Origin of the sequence: Verticiella sediminum (assembly GCF_007558815.1) — a bacterium.
Lineage (GTDB): Bacteria > Pseudomonadota > Gammaproteobacteria > Burkholderiales > Burkholderiaceae_B > Verticiella > Verticiella sediminum.
The window spans coordinates 553,959-579,946 of record NZ_VLTJ01000039.1 but is presented as its reverse complement, the minus strand read 5'-3'; the positions used below and the strand labels follow the sequence as shown (position 1 = coordinate 579,946).

Annotated in this window: 32 protein-coding genes, 1 tRNA gene and 1 pseudogene; 20 read left to right on the top strand and 14 right to left on the bottom strand. The window is 68.2% G+C overall.

Annotated features, from left to right (window positions below):
* Positions 1 to 141 precede the first annotated feature (141 nt).
* From FOZ76_RS22205 to FOZ76_RS22185, 6 genes are all read left to right on the top strand, one after another.
* Positions 142 to 1,383 carry a pyridoxal phosphate-dependent aminotransferase gene (locus FOZ76_RS22205; protein ID WP_143950442.1) on the top strand — a complete coding sequence of 414 codons (1,242 nt, stop codon included), beginning with the start codon at positions 142 to 144 and terminating at the stop codon, positions 1,381 to 1,383.
* A gap of 122 nt (positions 1,384 to 1,505) precedes the next feature.
* Positions 1,506 to 1,823 (top strand): hypothetical protein, encoded by a 318-nt coding sequence (locus FOZ76_RS22200; RefSeq protein ID WP_143950441.1) that lies wholly within the window; start codon positions 1,506 to 1,508, stop codon positions 1,821 to 1,823.
* Positions 1,824 to 1,826: 3 nt separating this feature from the next.
* Positions 1,827 to 2,204, top strand: coding sequence for a hypothetical protein (locus FOZ76_RS22195; RefSeq protein WP_143950440.1), 378 nt, complete (start codon positions 1,827 to 1,829; stop codon positions 2,202 to 2,204).
* Positions 2,201 to 2,362: a hypothetical protein gene (locus FOZ76_RS27620; protein WP_170235575.1), complete on the top strand. Its 162-nt coding sequence runs from the start codon at positions 2,201 to 2,203 to the stop codon at positions 2,360 to 2,362. Before FOZ76_RS22195 ends, FOZ76_RS27620 begins: the two co-directional genes overlap by 4 nt.
* 259 nt (positions 2,363 to 2,621) lie before the next feature.
* Positions 2,622 to 2,801, top strand: coding sequence for a hypothetical protein (locus FOZ76_RS22190; RefSeq protein ID WP_143950439.1), 180 nt, complete (start codon positions 2,622 to 2,624; stop codon positions 2,799 to 2,801).
* 224 nt (positions 2,802 to 3,025) lie between these two features.
* On the top strand, positions 3,026 to 3,253 hold the full coding sequence (locus FOZ76_RS22185) for a hypothetical protein (RefSeq protein WP_143950438.1): 228 nt from the start codon (positions 3,026 to 3,028) through the stop codon (positions 3,251 to 3,253).
* A gap of 61 nt (positions 3,254 to 3,314) precedes the next feature.
* On the opposite strand, the gene FOZ76_RS22180 is transcribed toward FOZ76_RS22185, so the two are convergent.
* From FOZ76_RS22180 to FOZ76_RS22165, 4 genes are all read right to left on the bottom strand, one after another.
* The gene (locus FOZ76_RS22180; protein ID WP_143950437.1) at positions 3,315 to 4,310 is read right to left on the bottom strand and encodes an arsenic resistance protein; all 996 of its coding nucleotides are present in this window, start codon (positions 4,308 to 4,310) and stop codon (positions 3,315 to 3,317) included.
* A gap of 221 nt (positions 4,311 to 4,531) precedes the next feature.
* A tRNA-Val gene (locus tag FOZ76_RS22175) sits at positions 4,532 to 4,608 on the bottom strand.
* 215 nt (positions 4,609 to 4,823) lie between these two features.
* Positions 4,824 to 5,117, bottom strand: coding sequence for a DUF1488 family protein (locus tag FOZ76_RS22170; RefSeq protein WP_143950436.1), 294 nt, complete (start codon positions 5,115 to 5,117; stop codon positions 4,824 to 4,826).
* Between the two features lie 293 nt (positions 5,118 to 5,410).
* Positions 5,411 to 6,301: a thioesterase family protein gene (locus tag FOZ76_RS22165; RefSeq protein ID WP_143950435.1), complete on the bottom strand. Its 891-nt coding sequence runs from the start codon at positions 6,299 to 6,301 to the stop codon at positions 5,411 to 5,413.
* A gap of 140 nt (positions 6,302 to 6,441) precedes the next feature.
* Here FOZ76_RS22165 and FOZ76_RS22160 point away from each other — a divergent pair, with 140 nt between their 5' ends.
* The 7 genes from FOZ76_RS22160 (at position 6,442) to FOZ76_RS22130 (ending at position 12,451) form a co-directional block, all read left to right on the top strand.
* Positions 6,442 to 7,137: an SOS response-associated peptidase family protein gene (locus FOZ76_RS22160; protein WP_170235574.1), complete on the top strand. Its 696-nt coding sequence runs from the start codon at positions 6,442 to 6,444 to the stop codon at positions 7,135 to 7,137.
* Positions 7,138 to 7,498: 361 nt separating this feature from the next.
* Positions 7,499 to 8,668, top strand: coding sequence for a GGDEF domain-containing protein (locus FOZ76_RS22155; protein ID WP_143950433.1), 1,170 nt, complete (start codon positions 7,499 to 7,501; stop codon positions 8,666 to 8,668).
* A 99-nt stretch (positions 8,669 to 8,767) separates the two neighbouring features.
* Positions 8,768 to 9,379 carry a ZrgA family zinc uptake protein gene (locus tag FOZ76_RS22150; RefSeq protein ID WP_211366393.1) on the top strand — a complete coding sequence of 204 codons (612 nt, stop codon included), beginning with the start codon at positions 8,768 to 8,770 and terminating at the stop codon, positions 9,377 to 9,379.
* Between the two features lie 4 nt (positions 9,380 to 9,383).
* Positions 9,384 to 10,088: an ATP-binding cassette domain-containing protein gene (locus tag FOZ76_RS22145; RefSeq protein ID WP_143950431.1), complete on the top strand. Its 705-nt coding sequence runs from the start codon at positions 9,384 to 9,386 to the stop codon at positions 10,086 to 10,088.
* A complete protein-coding gene (locus tag FOZ76_RS22140) occupies positions 10,085 to 11,347 on the top strand; it encodes an ABC transporter permease (protein WP_143950430.1) in 1,263 nt (420 codons plus the stop codon). Before FOZ76_RS22145 ends, FOZ76_RS22140 begins: the two co-directional genes overlap by 4 nt.
* A 21-nt stretch (positions 11,348 to 11,368) precedes the next feature.
* Positions 11,369 to 11,863, top strand: coding sequence for a DUF3299 domain-containing protein (locus tag FOZ76_RS22135; protein WP_143950429.1), 495 nt, complete (start codon positions 11,369 to 11,371; stop codon positions 11,861 to 11,863).
* 78 nt (positions 11,864 to 11,941) lie between these two features.
* Positions 11,942 to 12,451, top strand: a complete 510-nt coding sequence (locus FOZ76_RS22130) for a Fur family transcriptional regulator (RefSeq protein ID WP_143950428.1) — start codon at positions 11,942 to 11,944, stop codon at positions 12,449 to 12,451.
* Positions 12,452 to 12,573: 122 nt separating this feature from the next.
* Here the strand turns inward: FOZ76_RS22130 and FOZ76_RS27615 are convergent, their stop codons facing one another.
* The 7 genes from FOZ76_RS27615 to FOZ76_RS22100 all read right to left on the bottom strand — a co-directional run bounded on the left by FOZ76_RS27615 (position 12,574) and on the right by FOZ76_RS22100 (position 19,380).
* Positions 12,574 to 12,750 (bottom strand): hypothetical protein, encoded by a 177-nt coding sequence (locus FOZ76_RS27615; protein WP_170235573.1) that lies wholly within the window; start codon positions 12,748 to 12,750, stop codon positions 12,574 to 12,576.
* A 248-nt stretch (positions 12,751 to 12,998) separates the two neighbouring features.
* Complete coding sequence (locus tag FOZ76_RS22125; RefSeq protein ID WP_246129734.1) at positions 12,999 to 13,643, bottom strand: GntR family transcriptional regulator; 645 nt, start codon at positions 13,641 to 13,643, stop codon at positions 12,999 to 13,001.
* A gap of 152 nt (positions 13,644 to 13,795) precedes the next feature.
* Positions 13,796 to 14,782: a 2Fe-2S iron-sulfur cluster-binding protein gene (locus tag FOZ76_RS22120; RefSeq protein ID WP_143950704.1), complete on the bottom strand. Its 987-nt coding sequence runs from the start codon at positions 14,780 to 14,782 to the stop codon at positions 13,796 to 13,798.
* A 58-nt stretch (positions 14,783 to 14,840) separates the two neighbouring features.
* Positions 14,841 to 15,320, bottom strand: a complete 480-nt coding sequence (locus FOZ76_RS22115; protein WP_143950426.1) for a GlcG/HbpS family heme-binding protein — start codon at positions 15,318 to 15,320, stop codon at positions 14,841 to 14,843.
* A gap of 29 nt (positions 15,321 to 15,349) precedes the next feature.
* Positions 15,350 to 16,825, bottom strand: coding sequence for an aldehyde dehydrogenase family protein (locus FOZ76_RS22110; RefSeq protein WP_143950425.1), 1,476 nt, complete (start codon positions 16,823 to 16,825; stop codon positions 15,350 to 15,352).
* Positions 16,826 to 17,044: 219 nt separating this feature from the next.
* The gene (locus FOZ76_RS22105) at positions 17,045 to 17,770 is read right to left on the bottom strand and encodes an iron-containing redox enzyme family protein (RefSeq protein ID WP_143950424.1); all 726 of its coding nucleotides are present in this window, start codon (positions 17,768 to 17,770) and stop codon (positions 17,045 to 17,047) included.
* Between the two features lie 83 nt (positions 17,771 to 17,853).
* Positions 17,854 to 19,380, bottom strand: coding sequence for a hypothetical protein (locus FOZ76_RS22100; RefSeq protein WP_143950423.1), 1,527 nt, complete (start codon positions 19,378 to 19,380; stop codon positions 17,854 to 17,856).
* Positions 19,381 to 19,613: 233 nt separating this feature from the next.
* On the opposite strand from FOZ76_RS22100, the gene FOZ76_RS22095 reads away from it, so the two are divergent.
* From FOZ76_RS22095 to FOZ76_RS22070, 6 genes are all read left to right on the top strand, one after another.
* Positions 19,614 to 20,354: a sulfite exporter TauE/SafE family protein gene (locus tag FOZ76_RS22095; protein ID WP_143950422.1), complete on the top strand. Its 741-nt coding sequence runs from the start codon at positions 19,614 to 19,616 to the stop codon at positions 20,352 to 20,354.
* Between the two features lie 147 nt (positions 20,355 to 20,501).
* A complete protein-coding gene (locus FOZ76_RS22090) occupies positions 20,502 to 21,566 on the top strand; it encodes an ornithine cyclodeaminase family protein (RefSeq protein ID WP_143950421.1) in 1,065 nt (354 codons plus the stop codon).
* 67 nt (positions 21,567 to 21,633) lie between these two features.
* Positions 21,634 to 21,939: a 2Fe-2S iron-sulfur cluster-binding protein gene (locus tag FOZ76_RS22085; RefSeq protein WP_143950420.1), complete on the top strand. Its 306-nt coding sequence runs from the start codon at positions 21,634 to 21,636 to the stop codon at positions 21,937 to 21,939.
* Positions 21,940 to 21,946: 7 nt separating this feature from the next.
* On the top strand, positions 21,947 to 22,267 hold the full coding sequence (locus tag FOZ76_RS22080) for a ferredoxin (protein ID WP_143950419.1): 321 nt from the start codon (positions 21,947 to 21,949) through the stop codon (positions 22,265 to 22,267).
* Positions 22,264 to 22,542, top strand: a complete 279-nt coding sequence (locus tag FOZ76_RS22075) for a 2Fe-2S iron-sulfur cluster-binding protein (RefSeq protein ID WP_143950418.1) — start codon at positions 22,264 to 22,266, stop codon at positions 22,540 to 22,542. The genes FOZ76_RS22080 and FOZ76_RS22075 overlap by 4 nt, the downstream gene beginning before the upstream one ends.
* 84 nt (positions 22,543 to 22,626) lie before the next feature.
* Positions 22,627 to 22,860: a hypothetical protein gene (locus FOZ76_RS22070; RefSeq protein WP_143950417.1), complete on the top strand. Its 234-nt coding sequence runs from the start codon at positions 22,627 to 22,629 to the stop codon at positions 22,858 to 22,860.
* A 104-nt stretch (positions 22,861 to 22,964) separates the two neighbouring features.
* On the opposite strand, the pseudogene FOZ76_RS22065 reads toward FOZ76_RS22070, so the two are convergent.
* The 3 genes and pseudogenes from FOZ76_RS22065 to FOZ76_RS22055 all read right to left on the bottom strand — a co-directional run.
* Positions 22,965 to 24,221 (bottom strand): annotated as a pseudogene (locus FOZ76_RS22065) (malic enzyme-like NAD(P)-binding protein); the annotation flags it as partial.
* 151 nt (positions 24,222 to 24,372) lie between these two features.
* Complete coding sequence (locus FOZ76_RS22060) at positions 24,373 to 24,780, bottom strand: energy transducer TonB (protein ID WP_170235572.1); 408 nt, start codon at positions 24,778 to 24,780, stop codon at positions 24,373 to 24,375.
* A 31-nt stretch (positions 24,781 to 24,811) separates the two neighbouring features.
* On the bottom strand, positions 24,812 to 25,357 hold the full coding sequence (locus tag FOZ76_RS22055; RefSeq protein WP_143950414.1) for a glutathione peroxidase: 546 nt from the start codon (positions 25,355 to 25,357) through the stop codon (positions 24,812 to 24,814).
* Between the two features lie 146 nt (positions 25,358 to 25,503).
* Between FOZ76_RS22055 and FOZ76_RS22050 the strand changes: the two genes are divergently transcribed.
* The gene (locus tag FOZ76_RS22050; RefSeq protein ID WP_170235571.1) at positions 25,504 to 25,956 is read left to right on the top strand and encodes an META domain-containing protein; all 453 of its coding nucleotides are present in this window, start codon (positions 25,504 to 25,506) and stop codon (positions 25,954 to 25,956) included.
* Positions 25,957 to 25,988: the final 32 nt, after the last annotated feature.

The window sequence follows — 25,988 nt, the reverse complement described above, 5'->3', positions numbered from 1 at the left end:
GCGACGCTCGCTGCGGCGCCGGCGCGACGCAGAAGCGCCTCGACTTATGGTTCAATGAAAGACTTTTCCCCCAACCAGGCTTGCCAGCCTCGCCGATACTCCAGTCGCAACAGCCACAGTGTGCCTGCCGCGCCCACGCCCATGAAGACCATTCACAAATCGAGCAAACTCGCTCACGTCCTGTACGACATCCGCGGCCCCATCATGGACCGGGCCAAGCAGATGGAGGACGAGGGGCAGAAGATCATCAAGCTCAACATCGGCAATCTCGCCGTGTTCGGCTTCGATGCGCCGGAAGAGGTCCAGCAGGACATGATCCGGAACCTGCCGGATTCGGCCGGCTACTCGGACAGCAAGGGTATCTTCGCCGCGCGCAAGGCGGTCATGCACTACACGCAGCAACTGGGCGTCAAGGGCGTCACGCTGGAAGACATCTATCTCGGCAACGGCGCCTCCGACCTGATCGCCATGGCGACCAACGCCCTGCTCGACGACGGCGACGAGCTGCTCGTGCCCGCGCCGGATTATCCTCTGTGGACCGCGGTGACCAGCCTGTCCGGCGGCGTGCCGGTGCACTACCTGTGCGACGAGAGTAAGGGCTGGATCCCGGACCTGGACGACATCCGCGCCAAGATCACCCCGCGCACCAAGGGTATCGTGGTGATCAACCCGAACAATCCGACCGGCGTGGTCTATCCCGTGCCGGTGCTTCAGGCGATTGTCGACATTGCGCGCGAGCACGACCTGGTGATCCTGGCCGACGAGGTCTACGACAAGGTGCTCTACGACGACGTCAAGCACACGGCCATCGCCAGCCTGTCGACCGACGTCCTTACCCTCACCTTCAATTCGCTCTCCAAGAGCTACCGCGCTTGCGGCTATCGTGCCGGCTGGATGGTGGTTTCGGGCGACAAGACCATGGCCACCGATTACATCGAAGGCCTGAACATGCTGGCCAACATGAAGCTCTGCGCCAACGTGCCGGGCCAATGGGCGATCCAGACCGCGCTGGGCGGCTACCAGAGCATCAACGACCTGGTGCGCGCAGGCGGCCGCCTGCGCCGCCAACGCGACATCGCCTACGACTTCATCACGTCGATTCCGGGTGTCACCTGCGTCAAGCCGCAGGCCGCGCTGTACATGTTTCCGCGACTGGACCCGCAGATGTACCCGATCAAGGACGACCGCGAATTCTTCGTGCAGGTGCTCGAGGCCACGCGCGTGATGCTGGTGCAGGGCACAGGCTTCAACTGGCCCTACCCCGATCACTTTCGCATCGTGTTCCTGCCGCATGAGCAGGATTTGCTCGAAGCCTTGCAACGCCTGGCCGACTTCCTGGCGGTCTATCGGGCCAAGCACGCGCAACACTCCGCGGCCGCCTGAGGCCCCTGGCCCATCGTACGCGGCTGCCGGCGCGGCAGACCGCGTAACCGCCCGGGCCGCGCCCGGGCGTGCCGACTGGCACGCGATATGCGCCATGCCTTTCTCCTTCCCCGGAGACGCGCATGACGACACAACCCCCGCCCCGCCACACACCGCAGCCTGCGCCTTCCGCCCAGCCGCGCGAACGCGCCGCTGCGGCGGCTGCTGCGCGGGCGGTGCACGATGCACCGACTGAGGCAGGCGCGCGAGAACCCTGGACGCTCGGCTTCCTCGAGGCCTCGCGCCGCGTGCTCGCTGGCGCCCTCGCGGGCGCGGCCGCGGCGGCCCTGTCCCCGGGCTGGGAGCTGCCGTTGGCGGGCACGTCCGGCCTGCCGGCGTTGGGGGCGCTGCTCGGGGCCTGCGCCACGGCCGGCATGCTCAGAGCCCGGCGGGTGGGCTAGCTCATGCTGCCTATCTGGAACGCAGCCAATTGGATCGGCGCCGGCACGCTGGTGGTGGCGCTGGCCTACGCCTTCCTGCGATGGCTGCGCGACGACGACAAAGCCTCGTTCGCCCTGCATGCGAGCCACGGGGTCGCCGTCGTTCCCTTCTGCCTGCTGTGCCTGGTCGCGCTGTGGGATGGCCTGGCCGCCGCACTTCTGGGCCAATCCCGCGTGCTCGTCTCACTGGCCGGCCTGTACGCGCTCATTCTGCTGGCCCAACGGGTGCTGCAGCCGCTGCCGCGCCGCCGCAAGCCCCATCCGGCCCGGGCCGCCGCTGCCGGAACCCGCCCCAACGCAGCGCCCACCGACGATATCAACGACGAACGGAGAACGACATGACCCGACAAGTACCCGGCCCCGAAGACGGCGACCGTCCCGAAGGCCCGATGCCCGACGAGCCGAAACAGCGCCCGGCCGAAGACGCGGAGAAGCCCGAGCGGCGCTCCGAGCCCGCCAGGCCGGTATTCGACCATCCCGAAGAGCAGAACTCGGGCTGAAGGCCTCAGCCCCGCGGCGACGAGCCGCAAGCCCACTGAGCGCCGCACGCATGCCCGCCATGCTCCGGGCGCCTCGCGCATCGGCAGACCGGCGCAGCCTGGCATGGGCCTTGCGAAAACATCGGCACATTTGCCGCCATGCGTCAAGGTCCCGCGGGCCGGTCGGCCGCTCGCCATGTGCGGGGACGACACCGACAGTCAAGGGCCGAGCGCAACACGGCATCCACCACCCACGATCCACTTTCACAAGGAGCAAGCCATGAAAAACGACAAACCGACCACTCCCCTGCGCGCCGACGATACCCGGCGCGACGAGCAGCGCAGCCACGGCGATACGCAGAACCGCTCCAAGAAGAGCGGGCATACGTCGCAGGTTGGCACGGGACAGGACCAGACCAGCCAGCGCCAGCGAGGCGGCGGCGCCCGTCGCCCCTCCTGAGGGCCGGCGCGGCGGCCCGCCCGATCGGGGCGCACCCGGGCTGCGGCGGCTGCGAGCAGGCGGCTGCCTGAGCGCGCGCCCTGCACGGCCGCCGCCAGCGTGCGGGAGGCTGCGCATGCAAGGCCTTGTCCGCCGAAGTGAATGGGCGAACGAGGGCGGCCGCTGTGTCCAATGTCTCGCCGTCGCCTCGACATCGCCCGAGGCGAAACCACAGAGGGCCGATCATGAACCCTGAAGACCCTGGCAGTACCAACGACAAGCAATTGCACCATCAAGTCTTCGCCAAGCTCCGCGACGCGGGGCCTGACTCGGCGAATGCGGTTGCGAGCCTTTACGGGCTATCGGAAAGCGACGTCAAGGCGCTGTGCCGCCAAGCCGCCGGCGAGATCCTCGAGCAGCGGGGTCACTTGCATCCGTATGAAGAGACGGTCCGGCAATGGGCCGAGCAATGACGCCGTGCGCATAGGGGCAGGCCGCGGGCTGGGCTGGGCCGGGCGCGGCCGCGTCACCGGCTCAAGGGCCTGCGCGTCGCCCCGCCGCTGACGCGCAAAAAGGCGTCTCCGGAAAAAGACGCCTCGGTATGGCCACTACGTACACGACCATACCGAACAGCTCGACCAGGGATTGCGTCACGATCACCAGCGCGGCTGCCTCCGCGCCTGCAGGCAGCGAAAGGGCCAGCGGCAGAACGACGAACGAATTGCGCGTGGCGAAGCTGAAAGCCAGGGTGCGCCCCTGTACCGCCGGCAGGCGAAACCCTGCAGCCAGCCCTTTGGCCAGCAGCGCGGCGAACAACAGGAACAGCACGAAGATCGGCACCACGGCGAGCAGGGCCGCGAGCGCCCCGGCCACGGCGCCCGCGTGTGCCGCGGCGATCAGGAACACGGTCAGGCCCAGCAGCGGCACGGGTGCCCAGGCCGCCCCGTCCTTCAAGGGTGCAGCGCCTGGATACCGCTCGACCAGCTTTTCGGTGGCGGCAGCGGCCACCAGCGGCGCGAGCACCACGAACACGGCCGGCAAGAGCGTGGCCGGCTCCCATCCGGCCAGAACCTGCGCGTCTGCCATGAGCCACAAATAGAAGGGCAAGAGCAGCAGTTGCAAGACCAGATTGAGCGGTGTGCTGACCACCGCGCGCAGCGCATCTCCCTTGCCCAACTGGCTGAAGGTGATGAACCAGTCCGTGCAAGGCATCAGCAGCACGAGGAGCACGCCCAGCCGAGTCACCGGATCGAAGGCGAAGCTCTCGACCAGCGCCCATACCACGAGCGGAATCGCGACGAAATTGCCCAGCAGCATCGCCGCCGTGAAGCGCCGGTCACGCATCGCGGCGCGCACATGCAGCAAAGGCATCTGCAAAAAGGTGGCATACAGCAGCAGGGCCAGCGTCGGCCACAGCCCGCGCTCGAGCGCCGGACCCGATCCGGGCCACGTCGACCCCACCGCCAGTCCGACGAGGATCGCCAGCAGGTAGACCCAGACCTGATACCGCTCCAGCGCCAGGCGGCTCATGCGTCCGACCCGGCCGCTGCAAGATGGACGATCGCTCTCATGTCGCTCCTTCGTGTTCGACGCGCCCGCGTGGATGGGCGATGAGCGGGACAACGGGCCTGGTCCCAACGCTGCTTGATCGCAACGGGCGAACTCGGCAGTGCCAGCAATAAAAAAACCCGCGAACTCAAGGGAGTTACGCGGGCTTCTCTGGGCAACGTCGACGACGTTCGCACGGTATTTGGTAGGCGGTATAGGAATCGAACCTACGACCTCTACGATGTCAACGTAGCGCTCTAACCATCTGAGCTAACCGCCTGCAGCGAAGAAATAAATATTAACCTGGCTATTTTATCGTGTCAAGCGACGGTCGATTTTCCTTCCGAACATCGCTGCCCCACGGACAGCGGCCGAAGCTGCTGCTGGCCAGGCGACGAGGCATTGCGGCCGGCGTCGTTCCCTTCGCGAGGCGCGAATTATACCGATTCGGAACGAACGCACAAGCCCCAGCCGAAAGCCCGTGATCGACGACGGTCAGGCCGACGCTGGACCCGGCCGGCGCTCGGAAAAATCGCCCGTGCCCAGTTCCACCATACCGTTGACGGGAATGTTCGCGCTCTGGGCGGCGACGTCGAGAATCTCCGCCTTGCCGCGCTTGAAAGCGGCCAGCAGATCGTCGTCGCTGCGGCTCTGAGCGCCGAAATGTTCCACCAGGGCGTCACCCGAGACCTCGAAGACATGGTGCACCCTTCCCTGCAGCAGGGCGGTGAACCGCACCGCGCCGTCGATGACGGCGGGCGGGACTTCCTTGGCCAGTTCCGTGCTCATGCAGACTCCTTGGGTAGATGCGCTGGACGCGCGCGTTGCCTGCGGACGGCATGGCGCCGCCCGTGCGGACGAGGCAGCAGAAGGCATGCCTATCTGCTGGGCTGGCGTACGGCGCGCGACGCCATACGCCAGTCGCTGCCATGCTACGACGGGCCGACCGGCCCGGCAACGCCGGGCGGCCCGGTCGGGACGGCGATGGCTATGAGCCGTGCCGGCCGTGCGCAGGCAGCGGCCCTGACGCGGCGATGCTGCATCAGGGCACGCCGCTCGGACAGCCGGACGGCGCGCGACATTCAACCCGCAGACGGCGCGACCTCCAGCAGGGCGTCGCGGCTGCGCTCGGGCAGGGAGGCGGCGCGCATGGCCTTGCGATCGACGATCACGAGCACACTGTCCGCCACGGCGATGCAGGCGTCGCGCCGATACAGGGCTGTGCGCACGGTGAAGGAGGACGAGCCCACGCGGACCATGCCGATGCGCGCGTCGAACTCCGGCACCACGCGCCGATACTGGAGATGGCGCACCGTGGTGTGCGCCACCACGATGCCCAAGCCGCTCTCCACGATACCTTCGTGAAACGCCGGTGCTGCCCGGCGCAGCGCAGTGACGCGCGCCTGTTCCATGAGGCGGGCTACGGCTAGGTCGCCCATCACGTCATCGCCGTCGGCATCACCGAAACGCGACATCAGCGAAAGCGACCAAGGCAGGGGGCCGTGCTCGGCTGGCGCCACGGCAGGGTCGGTTGCCGTCGCCGGGTGTGCGAACGCGCCGGCTGCGCCCTGCCGTACCGCGGCGGGCAGCGGCACGGGCTCGCCATTGCACCACCCCTGCAGCCAGGTCTGCTGCTGTCCAATGCACGCGCCATTCTGGAACAACGCGCTGGCCATGCCGAGGGTCTGGTCATCGGCCTGCGTACACAAGGCGGCCGCGACGATGGCGCCCGGATAGCGGCCCTCGCCCAGGAAGTCGGTGGCGATCACGGCGGGCCGCAGCAGCACACCGTCGGAGTACCAGGCATCGGGGCCCACGCGCTGGCGCAGCCAGTGCATGCGTGCTTCCTGGTGCAGGCCGCTCGCAGCCACATTGTTGACATGCCGCCAGCGGTCGATGTCCGCATAGCGGGTCGCGAGTTCCTGACGGGTTTCGTAGGCAGCGGGATCGCGCCGCCATTCTTCGTTGCGCATGGCTCCTCCTGATCCCGGCGGCTGTGCCGCCGGCTGCGCCATGGATACCGGCGCCAGCCCTCCATCATAGCGGCAGCGCCCGCGCGATGCCGCGCGGCACGGCGATTGCTTTGTGGGTCCCGACCCCGAGGAGGACTGCCATGCGCATGCGTCTCGCACAATCATCCCTGGGCGTCAGCTATCTCGACGCCCTGGGCTGGAACGACCCGTCACCCCGCCCGATCCTGGACGCGGCGCCGGATCACCCCGTACTCTCACCCGGCGACAAAGTCCGGGTGCTCCACCGCCTGGACCACGGCGCGCCGGCGATGGCCTGGCTGCCCTGGGGCTACACCCCGGCGACGGACAGCCAGCGCCGTCCCGACCACTATCTGCACGCACGCGTGGAGACGGCGCTGGCCATGCCGGCGCTGCGCCGTGCCTGGCGCGAAGGCCGCTGCCTCGTGCCGCTGGACGCGTGGTTCGAATGGCAAGGCGAGGCTGGCAACGCGATTCCGTATCGCATCCAGCTCCCGCGCGGCGCTCCACTGTTCGCCGCGGCTATCACCGACGCGCGGCCCGGACGCGGCAAGCGCGCCGGCAGCGGCCTGGTCCTGATCTCGGCCCAGGAAGGCAACGGCCTGCTCGACGCCCAGGGACATCGCCCAGTGGTGCTGGCCGAGGAGGACGCCCGTGTCTGGGCCGACCCGCAAACCACGCCCGAGCACGCGCGCCTGCTGGCCCTGGAGTTCCTGCTGCCCCCGCCCGCCTTCGAATGGCAGGCGCTGCAGACCGAATCGGCGCCATTGCCCGCACCCGAAGACGCGGCTACGCCGCCCCACCACGTGGAAGGCTGAGCGCCCGGCGCAGCCGCAAGCGTGTGGCCGGCGGTGCTCGCATGCGCGCGACATCGCGGCCCTGATTCCCGACGGCCAGGACGCGCTCGCCTCCTGCGTCCCGGGGCTGCGTCTGATGGCCGTACTCACCACGCAGCCGGCTGCGCGCCGAAATGCACGGCACGCCGGCGCTGGCCTGTCGTCCTTCGGGCGGACCAGGCAAGTCGCGGAGGGGCCGATGGAGCGGCCGATGGGTACTCCACAACAGCGCATCCCTGCTCCCGGGTGAATTTCCGTACCCGCATCCGTGCTCTTGGCCGACTTTCCGTACCATAATGCGGCGCTGCACCGCAGCGCGACGGACCCGCCAGAACCCATCCGCATGGAAACGCTATTCAACCCGATGGCGCTGCCCATCCTCACGTGCCTCATCGTGACCGCCGTGTTGGGCTCGCTGATGCGCTACCCCCTGCCCGGCGCCAGGCACTGGCTGAGCGGCGGGCTGCTGCTCATTGTCGGACTGCTGCTCTACGGTGGGCAGGACAATCTGCCCAGCGTGCTGGGCATCATCACGGCCAACGCCGCCTTTCTTGCCGGCATGCTCATGCTGTATGCCGGTTCGCGCGAGTTTTTCGGCCTGCGCGCGCCCTGGCGCGTCATGGCCACCGTCCTCGTCGCCTCCGTCATCTACAACAGCGTCTCCCTCTATGTGTACGACGACCTGCGCGAACGCCTGGTCGTCTACTCGCTGATCCACGGCGGCATCTGCGCGGCCTATACGTGGACGGTGTGGCGCTACTGGCCGCGCCAGCGGCCTGCCTACCCGTACGTGCTGAGCTGGTTGGTCGCATCCGCCATGCTGGCGCTGAACCTGTCGCGCGCTCTGGCCTTCGCGTTCTACATCGATCCGGTGCGTCCCGCCACCACGCCCACCAACAGCCTGGCGCTGGCCTTCGTAACCCTCGGCCTGGTCGGCACCTCGGCCTTCGTCGTCAGCCTGATGCTGATGGCTCACGACCGGCTGATCTCGCAACTTGAGAACATCGCGTATCGCGACGGATTGACCGGCGCCGACGCGCGTAGCGCCTTCATGACGCGCCTGGAGCGCCAACTGAAGCAGCCGGGCACCCGCCCATTGCAATTGGTGCTGCTGGACCTCGATCATTTCAAACGCATCAACGACACTTACGGGCACGCCTGCGGCGACGCTGTGCTGGTGCACTTCGTGACGCTGCTGCGCTCGCGCCTGGGCGGACACGACGCCGTCGGGCGAATGGGCGGCGAGGAGTTCGCTGTGCTGCTCGCCGACGCCCCGCTCGGCGCGGCGGCCCTGTTCGATGGTGTCCTGCGCAAGACGCTGGCCGCGCAGCCGGTGCTCGGCGGCGGCCATACCATCCGTTACGGCTACAGCGCCGGCGCCGCCATCGCCGCCCCGCATGAAAGCGCGGCGCAACTGCTTGCCCGCGCCGACGCCGCCCTCTATGCCGCCAAGCGTGCCGGCCGCGGGCAGCTACAGCATGCCGGCGCCGACACCCAGCCGCTCAGCGCCTAGAACGCGCCGCGCCGGGCATCGTAACGCCCGGCGCACGGCTGGGCCGCACATGGTGAGATGTTATATTATTTCGCATCCATGACCCTCCGGCTTTGCACCATGACCCTGTCCCGTTCGCTGCTCGCTTTCTGCCTGGCCTTGCCCGCCGTCGCTGCCGCCCATGAGCAGCATGCGCATGAACACGGCGTCGGCCGCCTCGACATCGCCATCGAGGGCCGCGTCGTCGACATCGTGCTGGCCGGCCCTGGGCACAACTTCGTCGGCTTCGAGCATGCCGCACAGACGGCTGCCGAGCGAGAGGCGCTGGCCGCCACGCGCGCCAGCCTGCAGGACGGTGCCGCGCTTTTCGGCGGCCTCGCCGCCTGCAAGGTGTCGGTCGAGGTGGACGCTCCCGACGGCGACCATGACCACGATCACGACCATGACCATGACCATGATCACGGCCATGCGAAGGACGCGCACGCGCACGGCGCCGCCGACGCGAAGACGGCGCACGGCGACGAGGATCACCACGATCACGACGACCATGGCCACACCGACTGGGAGGCCACCTACCGCTTCGAGTGCCCGGACGCGATTCCGCCCTCGCTCGCCCTCGGTGTCTTCAAGGCCTTCCCCCAGACCACGGAACTGCGCTGGCAAGCCGTGACCCCGAGCGGACAGAGCGGCGGCGTGGCCACCCCGGCGCAGACGACGCTGCAACTGCCCTGATTCCATGCCGGTCGTGTCCGCCACAGCGCTCCGGTTCGCCTATCGTGGCGGGCCGCAGCTCATCGACCTGCCCTCCTTCGCACTGGACGCCGGCGAGTCGGTGTTCCTGCACGGCCCGAGCGGCTGCGGCAAGAGCACGCTCATCAATCTGCTCGCCGGCACGCTGACGCCCGGAGCCGGCCGCATCGAGATCGCCGGCCAGGCCCTCACGGGACTGGCGCGCGGGCGTCGGGACCGCCTGCGTGGCGATCACCTCGGGTTGATCTTCCAGCAGTTCAATCTATTGCCCTTTCTGAGCGTGCGCGAGAACGTTCTGCTGCCCTGCCGCTTCTCGGCGCGCCGCGCGGCCCAGGCAAGCCGAGCCGTAGGCTCACCGCTCGCCGCCGCGCAGGCCCTGCTCGAACGCCTGGGCCTGGACCGCCGGTTGCACGGCCGCGCGGCCGGCACGCTGTCCGTCGGCCAGCAGCAGCGCGTGGCCGCCGCCCGCGCCCTGATCGGCAGCCCCGAGCTTGTCCTCGCCGACGAACCGACCTCCGCCCTGGACGCCGCGGCCCAGCAGGCCTTCATCGACCTGTTGTTCGAGCAATGCGCCGCCACCGGCGCCGCCCTGCTCTTCGTCAGCCACGATCAGCGCCTGGCCAGCCGATTTCTGCGCGTCGAATCCCTGCCCGAGCTCAATCGCGCCCATCCGGCGCCGCTTCCCGCATGACCGCTGCCCTGCCCCGCATTGCCTTCGCCAGTCTCTGGGCCCGGCGCTATACCGCGCTGATCGCGCTCGTGTGCATCGCCTTGAGCGCGGCCCTGCTGCTGGGCGTCGAGCGCCTGCGCCAGGACGCGCGCACGTCCTTTCTGCGCACGGTCGCCGGCATCGACCTGATCGTCGGTGCGCGCTCGCATCCCGTGCAACTGATGCTCTACTCGGTATTCCGGCTGGGCGACGCCACCAACAACCTCTCCTGGCAGAGCTACCAGGAGATCGCGCAACGCCCCGACGTCGCCTGGACGGTGCCGATCTCGCTGGGTGACTCGCACCGGGGCTATCGCGTCGTGGGCACGACCGAAGACTATTTCCGGCACGTGCGCTACGGCGGCGAGCGCGGGCTCGAGTTCGCACACGGCAAGCCGTTCTCGGGCATTTTCGATGCGGTGCTCGGCGCCGATGTGGCGCGCACGCTCGGCTACGCGGTGGACGAACGCATTGTGCTCGCCCACGGGACGGCGGCGCTCAATCCGCAACTGCACGACGACCGCCCCTTCACGGTGACCGGCATTCTCGCGCCCACCGGCACGCCGATCGACCAGGGCGTGTACGTGAGCCTGGCCGGCATCGAAGCCATCCACATCAACTGGCGCTCGGGCACGCGCGTCGGGCGCGCGCCCGATCCGGACTCGCTCGACGCGCAGCGCCTGCAGCCGCGCAACATCACCGCCTTCTACGTCGGGCTGGAGAACCGCCGCGCCGTCTTCAACGTGCAGCGCGCCGTCAACGACATGCGCAGCGAGCCGCTCACCGCGATGCTGCCCGGCGTCGCCCTGCAGCAGCTCTGGAGCCTGCTGCGCACGGGCGAACGCGCACTGACCGCAACCGCGGTCTGCATGGTGGCGGTCGGCATCCTCGGCCTGCTGGCCGTCCTGCTCGCCACGCTGGACGCCCGCCGGCGCGAAATGGCGATCCTGCGCGCAGTGGGCGCCGGGCCGCGGCACATCGCCGGGCTGCTGCTGTGCGAAGCCCTGGGGCTGGCCGTGCTCGGCACGGTGCTGGGCTACCTGCTGCTGCAGGCCGTCCTGCTGGGCGCGGCCGGCTGGGTGCAGGCAACACTGGGCCTGCTCGTCGGCCCGGCCCTGCCCAGTTCCGGCGAATGGCGGCTGATGGGTGGTATCGTGGCGGCCGCGCTCGTCGCGGCCTGCCTGCCGGCATGGCTCGCCTACCGGCGTTCGGTCGCCGACGGCGTCAGCGTACGCACCTGATCCTCATCCGACGGAGTTCCGATGCTCAAACACCTACGCCTTTTGCTGCTGGCCTGCGCCTGCCTGCTCGCGCCTCATGCCGGGGCGGCCGAGCTGCGCGAGATCGACTGGCTGGACATGATCCCGCCCGACGAGCTGGCCGAACTCGAAAAAATGGCCGACATCGAAATCGACCACAACAGCGATATCCCGGCCGAGCCCATCGGCAGTTCGCGCACGGTCGCCACGATGGACGGCGTGCGCGGCAAGCTGCCGGGCTACATCGTTCCGCTCAGCTCGGACGACAAGAACCGGGTGACGGAATTCTTCCTGGTGCCCTACTACGGGGCCTGCATTCACGTCCCGCCTCCGCCGGGCAACCAGATCGTGTGGGTCAAGCCAGCCGAGCCGGTGCCGAACGTGGAGATCTGGAACCCCTACTGGATCGAGGGCACGATGCACGTGCGCGCCACGCAGAACGACGTGGCCGCGGCGTCCTACAGCTTTGAAGCGGAGCAGGTGCGCCCCTATATGTAGGGAACCGGGGCCGGCGGCGCGTTTGCTCTCGCTGGGGCGGCCTGCTATCGTGCCCCCAACGCTGCGTTTTCCTCTGCCATGCCCGCCACTGAAACCTCCGCCTCCTGCAGCCCGCATCGCGTCGACGACGCGCTCGCCGTCGCCGAAGCCCTGTGCGCGCGCCGCGGCCGCCGCTTCACCCCCATCCGCCGCAAGGTGCTGGAACTGCTGCTGCGCCACCAGCGCAGCCTGAAGGCCTACGAGCTGCTGGACGAGATCCGCGCCATTCATCCGAACGCCACGCCGCCCACGGTGTATCGCGCGCTCGACTTCCTGCTCGAGGAAGGGCTGGTGCACCGGGTCGATACGCTCAACACCTTCATCGCCTGTGGCGATGCCGACGGCGCACCGCACAACCTGCTGGTCGTATGCACGGGCTGCGGCGCCGTGGCCGAGATCCACGACGACGTGGTGCGCAAGCGCCTGGCCGACCGTATCGACAAGGCGGGCTTCAAGCTCTCGGGCGGCGAAATGGAGGTCAAGGCCCTGTGCAAGAATTGCCAGGCCTCGCAGCGCGAGGACGCGCACACCCACCAGCATGCGCACTGAGGTCCGGCAGCCGCTGCCGGGCTGAGACCTCCCGCAAGGCAAAAAACAAAACCCCGCATTCCGGAAAATGCGGGGCTCATCAGCCAGAGCGAGAGGCTGGCCGTGCTCCTACGCGGCGCGCATCAGGCGCGACTCGGTTCGGCGCCGGCCTGCGCGGGATGCTTCTCGGAGCGCATGGCGTCAAAGAGATTGAACGGAAACAGCGGCGTGGTGCGGCGCACTTCGTTGCGGCGCGCAAAATGCGTCAGGAGCTGCTCACCGACGCGCTGATCGAAGTAAGTCTTGTCGATCGACATCATGGTTTCCCCTAATTGATCTAACCTTGAGCATTATTATAGCAACTTCATGGTGCAGCGTGCCATTCCGCCGCGCCATATCGGCGCCCAACATAGGGGGTTTGCACCGCGTCGGTGCATGATGGCAGCGCGACTCAGCCGCGGCGAGCCGCCCAAGCCGCCCGAGCCGCCGCAACTTTGCTAGCTTCATCGTGCCGGCCAAAACACAGGGCCGCACGCGGCGGCCCTGGTGCAGACCCGCGGCGCCGCGCTCAGCCGGGCGCGTCGGGCCTAGCGGTGGGCTCCACCGCGCTGGCCGCGTTGTGCACGTGGCGCGTCGCCAGCAAGGCGGCCAGGTCGGCGTCGCCGTCGATCACCGCCTGCAGAATCTGGGCATGCTCTTCCCAGTTCTGGCGCGCACGCACGACGTTGTAAGGAGCGAACAGGCGGTCGGTACGCTCGCGCAGCGAACGCATGATGTCCTGCAGCACGCTGTTGGCGGCGATATTGCCCAGCAATTCATGGAAACGCGCATTGAGCCGCAGGAACTGCTCGGTGTCTCCGGCCGCCGCCGCGCGCGCGCCCTCTTCCAGCACTTTCTTGATCTCGGCGATCAGCGTGGGGTCGCGCCGCTGGGCAGCCAGCTTGGCGTTCAAGCCTTCGAGCGTGGCCCGCACCTCGACGATCTCGCTGGCGATGTTCGGCGAGAGCTTGGCCACCGAGGCGCCCCTGCGCGGTTCGATATGCACCAGCCCTTCGGCCGCCAGCACGCGCAGCGCCTCGCGCACCGGGATGCGCGAAACGCCCAGTTCGGCGGACAGCTTGCCCTCGACCAGGCGGGTACCCGAGGTGTATTCGCCCTTGAGAATGCGCTCGCGCAGCCTGTCCGTCACCAGGGCGAACAGCGGCGAATGCATGGCGCCCAGATTGAGCGTGGCGCCCGTTGCGGGGCTGGAGGATGTGTGCGTCGACAGCGTGTCGGCCGAGTCTGTCATGGCAAGCTACCGGAAGAATCGCGGCCTGGCCGCGCTCCGATTATTGTATACCGCAGGGCCGGCACGCCAATGCATCAACGCTGGAACGTAAAGGCATCGGCATACATGTACAAGGGATGCGCTCCGTGCTGCAGGAAACGCTGGCGCGCATCATGGATCATGTCGGGCGAGCCGCACAGATAGATCGCGAATTCGGACAGATCGGGAAAGTCCTGGACGATGGCATCCTGGACATGGCCGCGCCGGCCCGGCCAATCCTCCTGCGCCCGCGAGAGCACCGGCACATAGGTGAACTCGCACAGGCGTTCGCCCCAGCCCGCGACCGCTTCGTTCAGGTAGAGATCCGACTCGGTGCGCGCGCCCCGATACAGCCAGACGGGCGGGCATGCATCGTCGTCCATCAAGCCTTCCAGGATGCTCTTGACCGGGGCCAGCCCGGTGCCGGTCACCGCCATGATGAGCGGCCGGTCATCGCGCGCGCGGAAATAGAAGTCGCCGTGCGGCAGCTCCACCTCGACCGGCGTGCCGGGCCGCCAGTCGCGCAGCACGCCGCTCGTAAAGCGGCCATCCGGCAGGCAGCGGACATGCAGGTCCACTTCCCGGCCTCGCGGCGGCGAGGCCATGGAGAAGCTGCGCTCGCCCACCGGCGTGCGCAGCTTGAGGTACTGGCCGGGCCGATGAGCCGGGATGTCCGCCGCGAACGCCAGGCGCACGTGCAGCACGTCGCCGGCGAGCGCCGCGACTTCCTGCACTTCGGCCTGCGTCCACACCGGCTCCGCGCAGGGCTCGTTGCGCGCAGTGCTCAGCACCAGGTCCGAATGCGGGCGGGCCTGGCAGGCCAGCGCGAACCCCGCGGCGGCCTCTTCCTCCACCAGCGCCATCGGCATATCGTCGTAGCCCACTTCGCCCTCGATCACGCGCACGCGGCAGGTGCCGCAGCCGCCGAACTGGCATTCGTGCGCCATGGCCACGCCCGCGCGCAGCCCCGCCTCGAGCACGGTCTCGCCCGGCTGCACGACGAACATCGCGCCGGTTTCCTGGATCTGTACGCGGTGCGTCACGTCCTGGGCCGCGGGACGCTCGCAGCTATCGGTCATGGCCATGGTCTTGCTCCTGCGCTTACTTCTTGATGTCGGCCTGGGCGAGGACCTCCAGGCCCTGGCCGCCCAGCAGTTCGCGCAGCGCCTCGAGGGCGGCCACGCCGCAGGCCGTGTCCTGTTCGCCGTTGCCGCCGGACAGGCCGACGCCGCCGATCACCTCGCCGTCGACGACGATCGGGTAGCCGCCCACGAACACGGCGAACTTGCCCTCGAAGCTCCACTGGATGCCGAAGGCTTCGTTGCCGGGCAGCGCGGGGCCGTTGGGCGCGGTATTGAACAGGTGGGTCGAGCGCTTGTGGCCGGCTGCGGTGAACGCCTTGTTCCAGGCGATCTGCGGCCCGGTCACGCGCGCGCCGTCCATGCGCTCGAGCACGAGCGGATAGCCGCCGTCGTCGACCACGCATACCGTCTCCAGGACACCGATCTCACGGGCCTTGCGCACGGCGGCGTCGACCATGTGGCGCGCTTCGGCGGCTTCGAGCTTGAGGACTTGCTTCATGCGGACTCCTGCTGGGAAAAAAAAACGGCTCACACGCCGCGATAGACGGTCTTGATCTGGGTGTAGAACTCGAGCCCGGCGCGGCCGGACTCGCGGAAGGTCGACGTGCTCGACTGCTTGACGCCCCCGAACGGCGCGTTGACCAGGTTGCCGGTGGTCGTGCGGTTGATCTTCACGGTGCCCGCCTGGATGTCGAGCGGGAAGCGGTGCATGTAGACCGGGTTGCGCGTGACGATCGCCGCGGCCAGGCCATATTCCGTGTCGTTGGCCTTGGCGATGGCGTCGGCGTAGTCGGCCGCTTCGATGATGGCGATGACCGGGCCGAAGATCTCTTCCCGGGCGATGCGCATGTCCTGCGTGACATCGGCGAACACGGCCGGCGCGACGTAGTAGCCGTGCGCGAAATCGCCGTCGGTCAGGCGCTCGCCGCCGATGAGCAGGCGCGCCTCGGCCTTGCCGATCTCGATGTAGGACAGCACGGTCTCGAGCTGCTTGCGCGTGGCGAGCGGCCCCAGGTCCATGCCCGGCGTCATGCCGCTGCCGACCTTGAGGCCGCGCACCCTGGCGAGCAGCTTCTCGGTATACGCCGCGCGCACCTGCGGCACCACGAGCACGCGGCTGGTGCCCGTGCAGGCCTGCCCGCTCAGCGAGAACCCGCCCTTCACCGTGAGATCCACCGCAAGGTCCAGGTCCGCGTCCTCCATCACGATGAGCGGGTTCTTGCCGCCCAGCTCCATCTGCGTGCGGGTGGTGATGTCCACCGACTTGTGGATCTGCCGGCCCGCCGCCGTGGACCCGGTGAAGGAAATCGCGCGTACTTCGGGCGCCTCCACGATGGCGGGGCCGACCTGGCCCGCGCCGCCCGTGACGAGGTTGAGCACACCCTTCGGAATCCCGGCCTCGACGAAGGCCTCGACCAGACGCAGGCCCGAAAGCGGCGCATCCGAGGACGGCTTGAATACCACGGTGTTGCCGGTGGCGAGCGCCGGCGCGATCTTGCGCGCAGGGATCGACACCGGGAAATTCCACGGCGAGATGACCGTGACCACCCCCAGCGGCTCGCGCTGGCCGTACACCAGCATGGCGGGGTCGTCGTTGGGATAGGTCTCGCCGCCGAGGGTCTGGGCCTCGACGGCGTAAAAGCGCAGCGTCTGGGCCGAGCGCAGGAACTCGTCCTTGGCCAGGCCCAGGCTCTTGCCCTCCTCGCGCGTGAGTTCCTCGGCGAAGCGCGCCGCGTTGGCTTCCAGATAGGCGGCGGCCTGGACCAGGATCGCCGCGCGCTTGCCAGGCGGCATGGCGCGCCAGCCGTCGAACGCGGCCGCGGCCGCCGCCACGGCGCGCCGTCCATCCTCGGCGCCGGAGGCCTGGAAGCGGCCGACGATGTCGCGCGTATCCGCGGGATTCACGTTGTCGAAGGTCGCGCCGCTGCTGCCCTCGGCCCAGGCGCCGTCGATGTAGTTGCCGAATACCGGAATGCGCTCGGAAGCGCTGGGAACTGCTGCCATGGAATGCCTCGTGTGGCGTGCGGGGCACGGCTTGCCTGCCCCGACTGAAGGAATGCGAGCTGCCCGGCGGTGCGCCGCGCTCCCCGGCCCCTCGGATGGAGTCGATGCGGGCCGCCCCTGTGCCGCAGGCGCGGCCCGCGGCCTGCGCAAATGCACCGCCTGCCGGCCGCCGCGTCCGGCGTCCGGCGCCGCCGCGGCCCGCCGGCTATGCGTGAACGCTCAGGCCGCCAGTGCGGCAGCCGCTTGCTCGCCCTTGACGTAGTCGTTGTAGAGCGCGGTGGTATAGAGCAGGCGCATCTGGGCACCGGTTTCGCAGATCTTCAGGCAGCGTTGCTGCAGCTCGGGCGTGTCGGCGTGCTCGAGCACGATCTGATAGCCGCGCTCGCCGTGGATCTCGTCCGACACGATGTGCAGGTCGAAGAACTCGACCTCTTCGTCGGTGAAGCCGTACTTCTCGCGCAGCGTGGGCGTCTGCTTGCGATAGATCGAGGGCACCTGCGACTCCAGCCCGACGACCAGACCGGCCACCGCAACGATGGGGTCTTCGCGCATGGCCACGGCATAGCACCAGCTCTGCAGCGCCAGCGTGGTGGGCGACATGTTGTCAGGGTCGATCACGCGCTCGCGCGTGGTACCGCAGGACTCGGCGAAGCGGATCAGCAGATCGGTGTGGCGATCGCCGCCGATCTCTTCCTCGTACATGTTGGCGAGCAGAAAATCCTTGGCCTCGACGAAGTTGGCCGGCATACGCGCATAGACGTAGCCCAGGTAGTCGGCGAACGGGCCGACGTAGTGGTAGTGGTTCTCCGCCCAGCGCGCCAGGTGCTCGCGGCTGAGCGTGCCACTAGCCCAGGCCAGGCTGAAGGGCGACTGGTTGGCGCTCTTGCCCTTGATGGCGGACTCCAGCGCGGCACGAAAATCTTCACGGCTCATCAACTCGGACATGTCAGGCTCCTAGTGGTAAAGGGTATAGTGAATATTGTATACCGTTTATGCGGTATGTAAACCCCGTAGGGTTCACTCAATGGTTACCAAACGATCAGAGAAACCAGCACGCAACTGGCCAGGCCCGCCAGAACAGGCAACATCAAGGCGCGCACGGCGTCGAGCACCGGCACGCGGGCGAAGCCTGCGACGGCGATCAGCGACGACCAGGCGATCAGGGTGCCGCCGCCCGTCCAGACCGCGCCCATCTGGCCGATGGCGGCCAGGGTCTCGGGGTCGACGCCGGCCACGGGCGCCAGCGCCCCGGACAGCGTGCCGGTGAGCGGCAGACCGGAAAAGCCCGAACCGTCGATCCCGGTGATCATGCCCACGATGAGCACGCCGAAGGACACCAGGACGGCATTGCTCGGAATGGCGGTCTGGTACGCCTGGATCAGCTCGAACAACAGACTGGGTGCAGTCTCCGTGCCGAGGATGGCGGCAGTGGTTTCGCCGTTGCCGAGAAAGAAGAAGCCGGCGATCGGCAGCACCGAGCCCATCGCCTTGAAGGCGAACACGAAGCCGTCGGTGATGTGGTCCGCACAGACGTCGAGCATGCGGCGCGGCCCTTCCATCGCCAGCGTGGCGAAGATCATGATCAACGCCGCCACGCCGCCCACCAGCGCCGCCGCCTCGCCGCCGCGCAGCGTCGCGATGTTCCAGCCCAGGCGCGGCAGCACCATGACCGCAACCACCGCGATGAAGGCGATCGGGGTCAGCACGGCGAAGAGCTTGGACCACTTGATGCGGCGCTGCTCGATCGCATGCAGACTCGCGCGGATGTGCGCCGGCGTATCCAGCGGCTCGTCGTGGCGCGAGCCTTCCGTCAAGGCTTCCTTCTCGAACGACCCGCCGTGCTCGTGCATGGCCGCCCCGCTCACTTCGGCCTTGGCCTGCCACTGCTCGAGCAGCGCCTGGCTCGGCGCCCGGATGCGCTTGCGCATGGACAGGTAGCCCAGCAGCAGCGCCACTGCGCCCACGACCAGCGACAGCACCAGGGCGCGGTCGGCCACTATCGCCGTGCTCACGCCCGCCGCCTTGGCGCTGATCATGGGCGCCACGCCGATCACATAGTCCGACGACAGCGCCATGCCCTGCCCCGCGATGGCGATCGCCATCGCGCCGGCCAGGGCCGGCAGCCCCGCGGCGATCGCGGCGGGCAGGAGGATCGCCGAGACCAGGGGCACGGCCGGCGTCGGCCAGAAGAACAGGGAGATCAGGTAGGTCACCGCGGCCAGGATGAAGAAAGCGGTATGGCCGTTGGTCATCACCACGCGGAACGGCTCGACCATGCGCACGTCCGAACGCAGCGCCTTGAGCGAGTTGAGCAACGCCGTCATGAAGGCGATGACCAGGAAGATGTTGAACAGCTCGCGCGCGGCCACGATGCTGGCCTGAAAGATGCCGGCCACGCCCGACACTGAGCTGCCCGTCAGGGCGTAGACCACGAGAAACGTGCCGATGATGGAGGGCACGACCACATTGGCGCGCAGGATCATCGTCAACACGATGACCGCCACACCTGCGAGATACAGCCAATGGGCCGCCCCGATCACGATGTCTGGTTGCATGAAACGTCCTTGAAAAGTTGCACCGGGCTAACCTGCACGAAAGGTATACTATATTCAGAATGCCAACGTCAGGCAGCGTATCGGGAATTACCCTAGTCGGCATGTCGGCTGTCCGCTTCTCGCAAGAATTTTTGGCGATGTGAAGCGCGAAGACATGCCCTGTTCCGGTCCCGTGCCTCTGAGGAAGGCAGCTACCGCGCGTCTCCGTATACTATATTCATGATGAGGTGAGCATGCCCGACATCCTGGCGCTCCTAGCGGCGAATCCGGCCCACTATGCCGGCATGGGTGCGCTGGTGCTCGGCGGCGCGATCCTGCAGGGGCTGGGCGGCGTGGGCTTCGCCATGCTGTGCGCGCCCGTCGCCCTGCTGTACTTTCCCGAGCTGGTGCCGGGACCGCTGCTGGCCATGGGCGGCCTGGTATCGCTGCTCACGGCAATCCGGGAGCGTCATGAGATCGCCTGGCGCAACGCGGCGACCGCCCTGTTCGGCCGCATCGGCGGCACCCTGCTGGCCGTCTCGGTCATGAGCCTGCTACCCGGGCGCGTGTTCGCCGTCGTCTTCGCGCTCTGCATCCTCGCCGCCGTCGCCCTGAGCGTGCTCGGCTGGCGCGTCCAGGCCACCACGGGCACCCTGCTCACCGCCGGCGCGGCCTCGGGCTTCATGGGCACGCTCACGTCCGCGGGCGCCCCGCCCTTCGCCATCGTGATGCAGCACCTGCCGCCCGCGCGCGTGCGGGCCACCATCGGCGCCATCCTGACAGTGGGCTCGGCGGTTTCCATCACCATGCTCGCTGCAACCGGCCACTACGGCCTGCGCGAGCTGCAGCTCAGCCTGCTCCTGCTGCCGCTGCTGCTGTGCGGTTTCTCGATGTCGAGCCGGCTGCGCCACCACCTGTCGCCCGCCCATGTGCGCCGGCTGCTGCTGGGCCTGTGCGCCGCCGGCGCGCTCGGCATTCTCGTGCGCGCCGTCTAGGGCTGCGAAGACGATGGACTCCCTGTGCGTTCGGCCCTGGCGCTTCGCTGGCAAGGTGTACCGCGCCCTTCGGGCCGCCCGCCAAAACGCACGAACGCGGCTCGCGGCCACCCACGCTTTTTTCCTCACGCCACCACGGAACCCACCATGCTGCACATCACCGATGACATGATCGACCGCCTGGTCACGCCGGAACGCGCCCAGCAGTTGCTGCGCGACGCCTTCGTCGAATTCGGCCACGGCCGCGCCGCCATGCAGGCGCGCGAGCGCACGCAGGCCGCGGGGGTCAAGCTGTCCACGCTGGGCGCGGTCATTCCCGGCCAGGGCGTGGCCGGCGCCAAGGTCTACACCACGATCGAGGGCCGGTTCTCCTTCGTCATCGTGCTCTTCTCCACAGCGGACGGCCGCCCCCTGGCCTCGCTGGACGCCGGTGCGATCACGCGCCTGCGTACCGCGGCCTGCTCGGTGATCGCCGCGCGCGAACTGGCGCGCCCGGGGGCCGCGACCCTGGCCGTGTACGGTTTCGGCGTCCAGGGGCAGAGCCACGCGCGCGAGTTCGCGCGCGCCTATCCGCTCGAGCGCATCCTGGTGCACAGCCCCGGCCTCGATCCCGACCTGCTCGCCCGCATGGCCGACGAGTGCGGAGCGGCGGTCCAAGCAGCCGATGCCGAGACCGCCGCCCGGGAAGCCGACATCATCGTCACCGCCTCGCGCTCGAGCACACCGCTCTTCGATGGCGGTGCGGTGCGCCCGGGCACCTTCATCGCAGCCATCGGCTCCAGCCTGCCCCACACCCGCGAGCTCGACGACACCGCCCTGCGCCGCGCGGCGGCCATCGTGGTCGAATGGAAACCGCAATCGCTGCGCGAAGCGGGCGATCTGCTGCTCGCCGGCGACGGGGCCGTGCGCGCCGAGCGCATCGTCGAACTCGCCGAGCTGCTGTGCGGCGAGGCCCGGCCCATCTGCGGCGAGGATGAGATCCTGCTCTACAAATCCGTCGGCGTCGGGCTGGAAGACATCGCCATCGCCGGCGAAGCCTATCGGCTGGCTGGCCCGGGCGCAAGGCGTGGCGTAGACGCAGCAACCAGCGGCGCAGACGTGACGCGCGCGGACCCGGCGGGCGGCGCCGCGACGAACGCGTGCGCACGCCCTGCCTTGTCGGCCAAACTGCAGCGATGCGCTAGCGCACGAATTCCTGGATCACAACCTTGATGACAAACGGTATATGGTATACAGTATTCATAAATATCAGCCGTACCGACGGTCTCAAGGAATCGCCATGCCCCGAGTCGTATTGCACAAGAACGGCCAGATCTACGCCGACGAGGTCAAGGACAACGCCAACCTGGTCGTGCAGGCCGGGATACGCAAGTTCCCCTTCCCCAACCTGCGCTATCAGTGCGGGATGGGCAAGTGCTCGACCTGCGCCTGCCGCGTGCTTGCCGGCGCCGAACACCTGCCCCCGCCCAACTGGAAGGAAAAGCGGCAGCTCGGCGAACGCCTGGACGCAGGCTATCGCCTGGCCTGCCAGCTCTGGCTGACCCATGATCTCGAGATCGCCCAGGACGACACTGTCACCGCGTGAGCCCGCCATGTACATCATCCTCACCAGCAAACACGGCCAGTTCCGTACCGAACCGGTCGATGGCGTACGGCCCGTCGAAGCCTACGACTACCTGTTCTACGGCAGCAAGCGCGCAGAGTTCGTGATCGCAGAACTCGCGCGCGAAACCAAGCTGCGCGTCATCGACACAGCGGGCGACGCGCCCATACTCAATCTCGTGCCCACCCGCTTTCTGGAGCATTTCTCCACGCTCGAGGCGGCGCGCGACGAACTCGGCACCCTCACCCGCTTCGGCACCCTGGATGCGCGCCTGGTCAAGCGCTCCGATCCGCAGGCAACGCAGCCATGATCCACATCACCTTCATCACCAACGACAGCAAGACCGTCCAGGCGCCGGAGAACAGCAACCTGCTGCGCGTCTCCCTGCGCGAGAAGGGCGGCATACCGTTCAAGTGCGGCGGCGGCATCTGCGGCACCTGCAAGTGCCGGATCGAATCGGGCCTGGAGCACACCGACGCCGTCAAGCCCAAGGAACGCCGCCATCTGAACGAGGATGACCTCGCCGCCGGCTATCGCATGGCCTGCCAGACCTTCGTCAACGGCGATATCAGCGTATCCTGGTAGTCGAGGCGCCGCACGCCGTCCCGGCGCGCGCCGGCCCTCGCTCCCGGGCAGTCGCTGCCGGGAGCCTGCCGCCAGGAGGACACCATGCGCGCAATCGTGACACAGCAGCAACGCCATGCACGCTTTCGGCAGCAGCGCCGGCTCTATTTCTGGGCCCAGCGCTGGGACACGGCGGAACCCGAGCCGCTCGACGCACCCGGGCACGGCACCCTGCACTTCGAACCGGCGCGTCAGGGCATGCAGGCGGCCCGGCTGCGCGAGGCGGCCAACGAAGACGAGGCGGACGACGACGAGCCAGGCGGCGCGCTGGACACCTGAGCCGAATGCAACGAGGCCGGCATACTGCCGGCCTCGTTCCGCATGCCGGGACGAAGCCCGGGTCAGCCCAGGCTGGCCGCCGCCGTGACGAACTCGCCGCGTGCGAGGGCCGCCTTGTAGGCCTCGATGTCGCGCACCGGATGCCGGGCCACGCCGCAGCTCTCGGCGGCCAGGGCGACTGCCCCCGCGACTTCGACGATCAGGCGCGGGTCGAACGGCGTCGGGATGATGTAGTCGGGCCCGAACGAGAGCTTGCGGCCGGGATACGCAGCCGCCACCTCGGGCGTGATGTCCTGGCGCGCGAGCGCCGCAATGGCGCGCACGCTGGCGAGCTTCATCTCCTCGGTGATCGACGTCGCGCCTGCGTCGAGCGCGCCGCGGAACAGAAAGGGAAAACACAGGACATTGTTGACCTGGTTCGGGTAGTCCGAACGTCCGGTCGCCACGACGCAGTCGGAACGCACGCCGCGCGCGAGTTCCGGGCGGATCTCCGGCTCGGGGTTGGCCAGCGCGAGCACCAGCGGGCGCACCGCCATGCTGGCCACCATCTCCGGCGCCAGCAGCCCGGCCGCGGAGCAGCCGAGAAAGACATCGGCGTCGCGCACGGCATCGGCCAGCGTGCGGGTGCTGTCCTGTGTCGCGTAGCGCGACTTGTTGAACTCCATGCGCTCGTCGCGGCCCTCGTAGACCACACCCTTGGAGTCGACCAGCAGGATGTGCTCTTTCTTCAGCCCCAGCCGCACCAGCAGGTCCAGGCAGGCGATCGCCGCGGCGCCGGCGCCCGAACACACCAGGCGTACGTCCGACAGACGCTTGTCGGCGAGTTCCAGGCCGTTCAGGATCGCCGCCGAAGCAACGATGGCCGTGCCGTGCTGATCGTCATGGAAGACCGGGATGGCCATGCGCTCGGACAGCCGACGCTCGATGTAGAAGCATTCGGGCGCCTTGATGTCCTCGAGGTTGATGCCGCCGAAGGTAGGCTCCAGCATGGCGATCGCGTCGACGAGCTTGTCCGGGTCGGTTTCCGCCAGCTCCAGATCGAACACGTTGATGCCGGCGAACTTCTTGAAGAGGCAGCCTTTGCCTTCCATGACGGGCTTGGCAGCCAGGGCGCCGATATTGCCCAGCCCCAGCACCGCGGTGCCGTTGGAGATCACGCCCACGAGGTTGGCGCGCGACGTGTACAGGCGCGCCGTGCTGGCGTCGTTGGCGATGGCCTCGCAGGCGTAGGCCACCCCGGGCGAGTAGGCAAGGGACAGGTCGATCTGGTTGTCGAGAGGCTTGGTGGGCACCACCGACACCTTGCCGGGCACGGGGTATTGATGGTACTTGAGGGCGTCCTCGACGATGCGCTGGGTCATGAATGATGGCTCTATGCCCGTCCGGACAGTCGGTGCGTGCCGCACAGCGCAGCAAGACCGTTTCCGCGAGCAAAAAACATATATTGTCGCGCGTAGAAGCGGCGTCGGCAAGCTGTACCGCAGCAAGGCCCCGCCGCAACGGCGCGCGGTCTCAACGTATGGGCAGCGCCTCAGCCGACGCGCCCTGGCGCTGGTCGAAGGTGAAAGCGAACGGGATGCCGATGAGCGCATCCTTCAACGCCGGGTCGTTGACATTGCCCAGCGGCTCGCAACGGGCGCCGACCGCGGCGCGCAGCGCCTCCTGGTCCAGCGTCTCGTTGCCGGACGAGCGCAGGAGCTGCGCGCTGCGGAACTCGCCGCGCACGGTGAACGAAATGCCCACGAGCGTCTCGCCCTGAAAGCCCGCCGGCGCCTGGGCCAGGGCCGCCTCGGGAAACGGCACGTCGCACTTGGGCGAGCGTTTGAGCGGAGGCGGCGCGACCGAACTTTGCGCATGGGCAAGACCGACGCTGGCCGCGAGCAATGCCGCCAGGCCGCAACGGCGCAGAAGACGGGACATGGTGGAAAACTCCATCGAAGAAGACAAGGATCTATGCTAGCAAGGCGCGCTCGATGGCTTCGATGAGTTCGGGGTCGTCCGGCTTGGTGTCCGGCGCGAAGCGGGCGACGACCCTGCCGTCGCGGCCGACCAGGAACTTCTCGAAATTCCAGAGCACCTCGGGCGGGCTGGTGGGTGTGCGGCCACGGCCGCGCAGGCGCTCTTCCATGCGTTCGCGCCCCGGCGTGGACGGCGCCGCCTGGGTGAGCACGCGGTACAGCGGATGCTTGTGCTCGCCCGTCACGACGATCTTGGAGAACATCGGGAAATCCACGCCGTAGTTGGTCGTGCAGAACGCCTGGATCTCGTCGTCGGTGCCGGGCTCCTGCGCACCGAAGTCGTTGGCCGGAAAGCCGAGCACCGTGAAGCCGCGCCCGGCATAGTGCTGCTGCAGCGCCTCCAGGCCTTCATATTGCGGGGTGAGACCGCACTTGGAGGCCACGTTGACGATGAGCATCACTTGTCCGCTGAAATCGTCCAGCGTGCTGGACGCGCCGTCGATGCGCTTGACCGGGATGTCTGTGATGGAAGGCTGCATGCTAGCTCCTGTTCGGGTGTTATAAGATCGGGCCTTTCATGGCGCGTCGCCGGCCCTGCCGCCCGGCCCCCTGGGCCCGGGCATCCGAGGCTGCCCGGCGGCAGGCGGGCCGACCGTTGTCATTGCAATCGAAGGAAAAGCACATTATGCAATCTCGTGCCATTTTTGCCACCGCGGTTTGCCTCTTCGTGACGGCCTGCGCCGGCCCGCAGGGTGCCGACGCTCCAGGGCTGGAGGGCACCCGCTGGCAATTGAAGAGCGTGTCCGGGCGTACGCTCACCATCCCCGAGAAGCCGCCCATCGAACTGAGCTTCATGGACAGCCGCGTCAACTTCCACGGATGCAACGCGCAATCCGGACGCTATACGCAGGAAGGCACTTCGCTGCGCGTGGCCAAGGGTTTCGTCGGTACGCGCATGTCGTGCGAAGGCGCTCTGATGGCGATCGACGATGCCGCCGCTGCGCTCTTCGAGAAGGGCGTGACCTTCAAACTGCAGGCAGACGGCCTGACGGTCCAAGGCAACGGCGAGACCTGGCGTTTCGAGAGGCGCGACAAGGACAAGGCCGCCCCGCCTCCCGATCTCGAATACGCAGGCTGAACTCGAACACGCCCAGCCGCGACGTGCCGCCG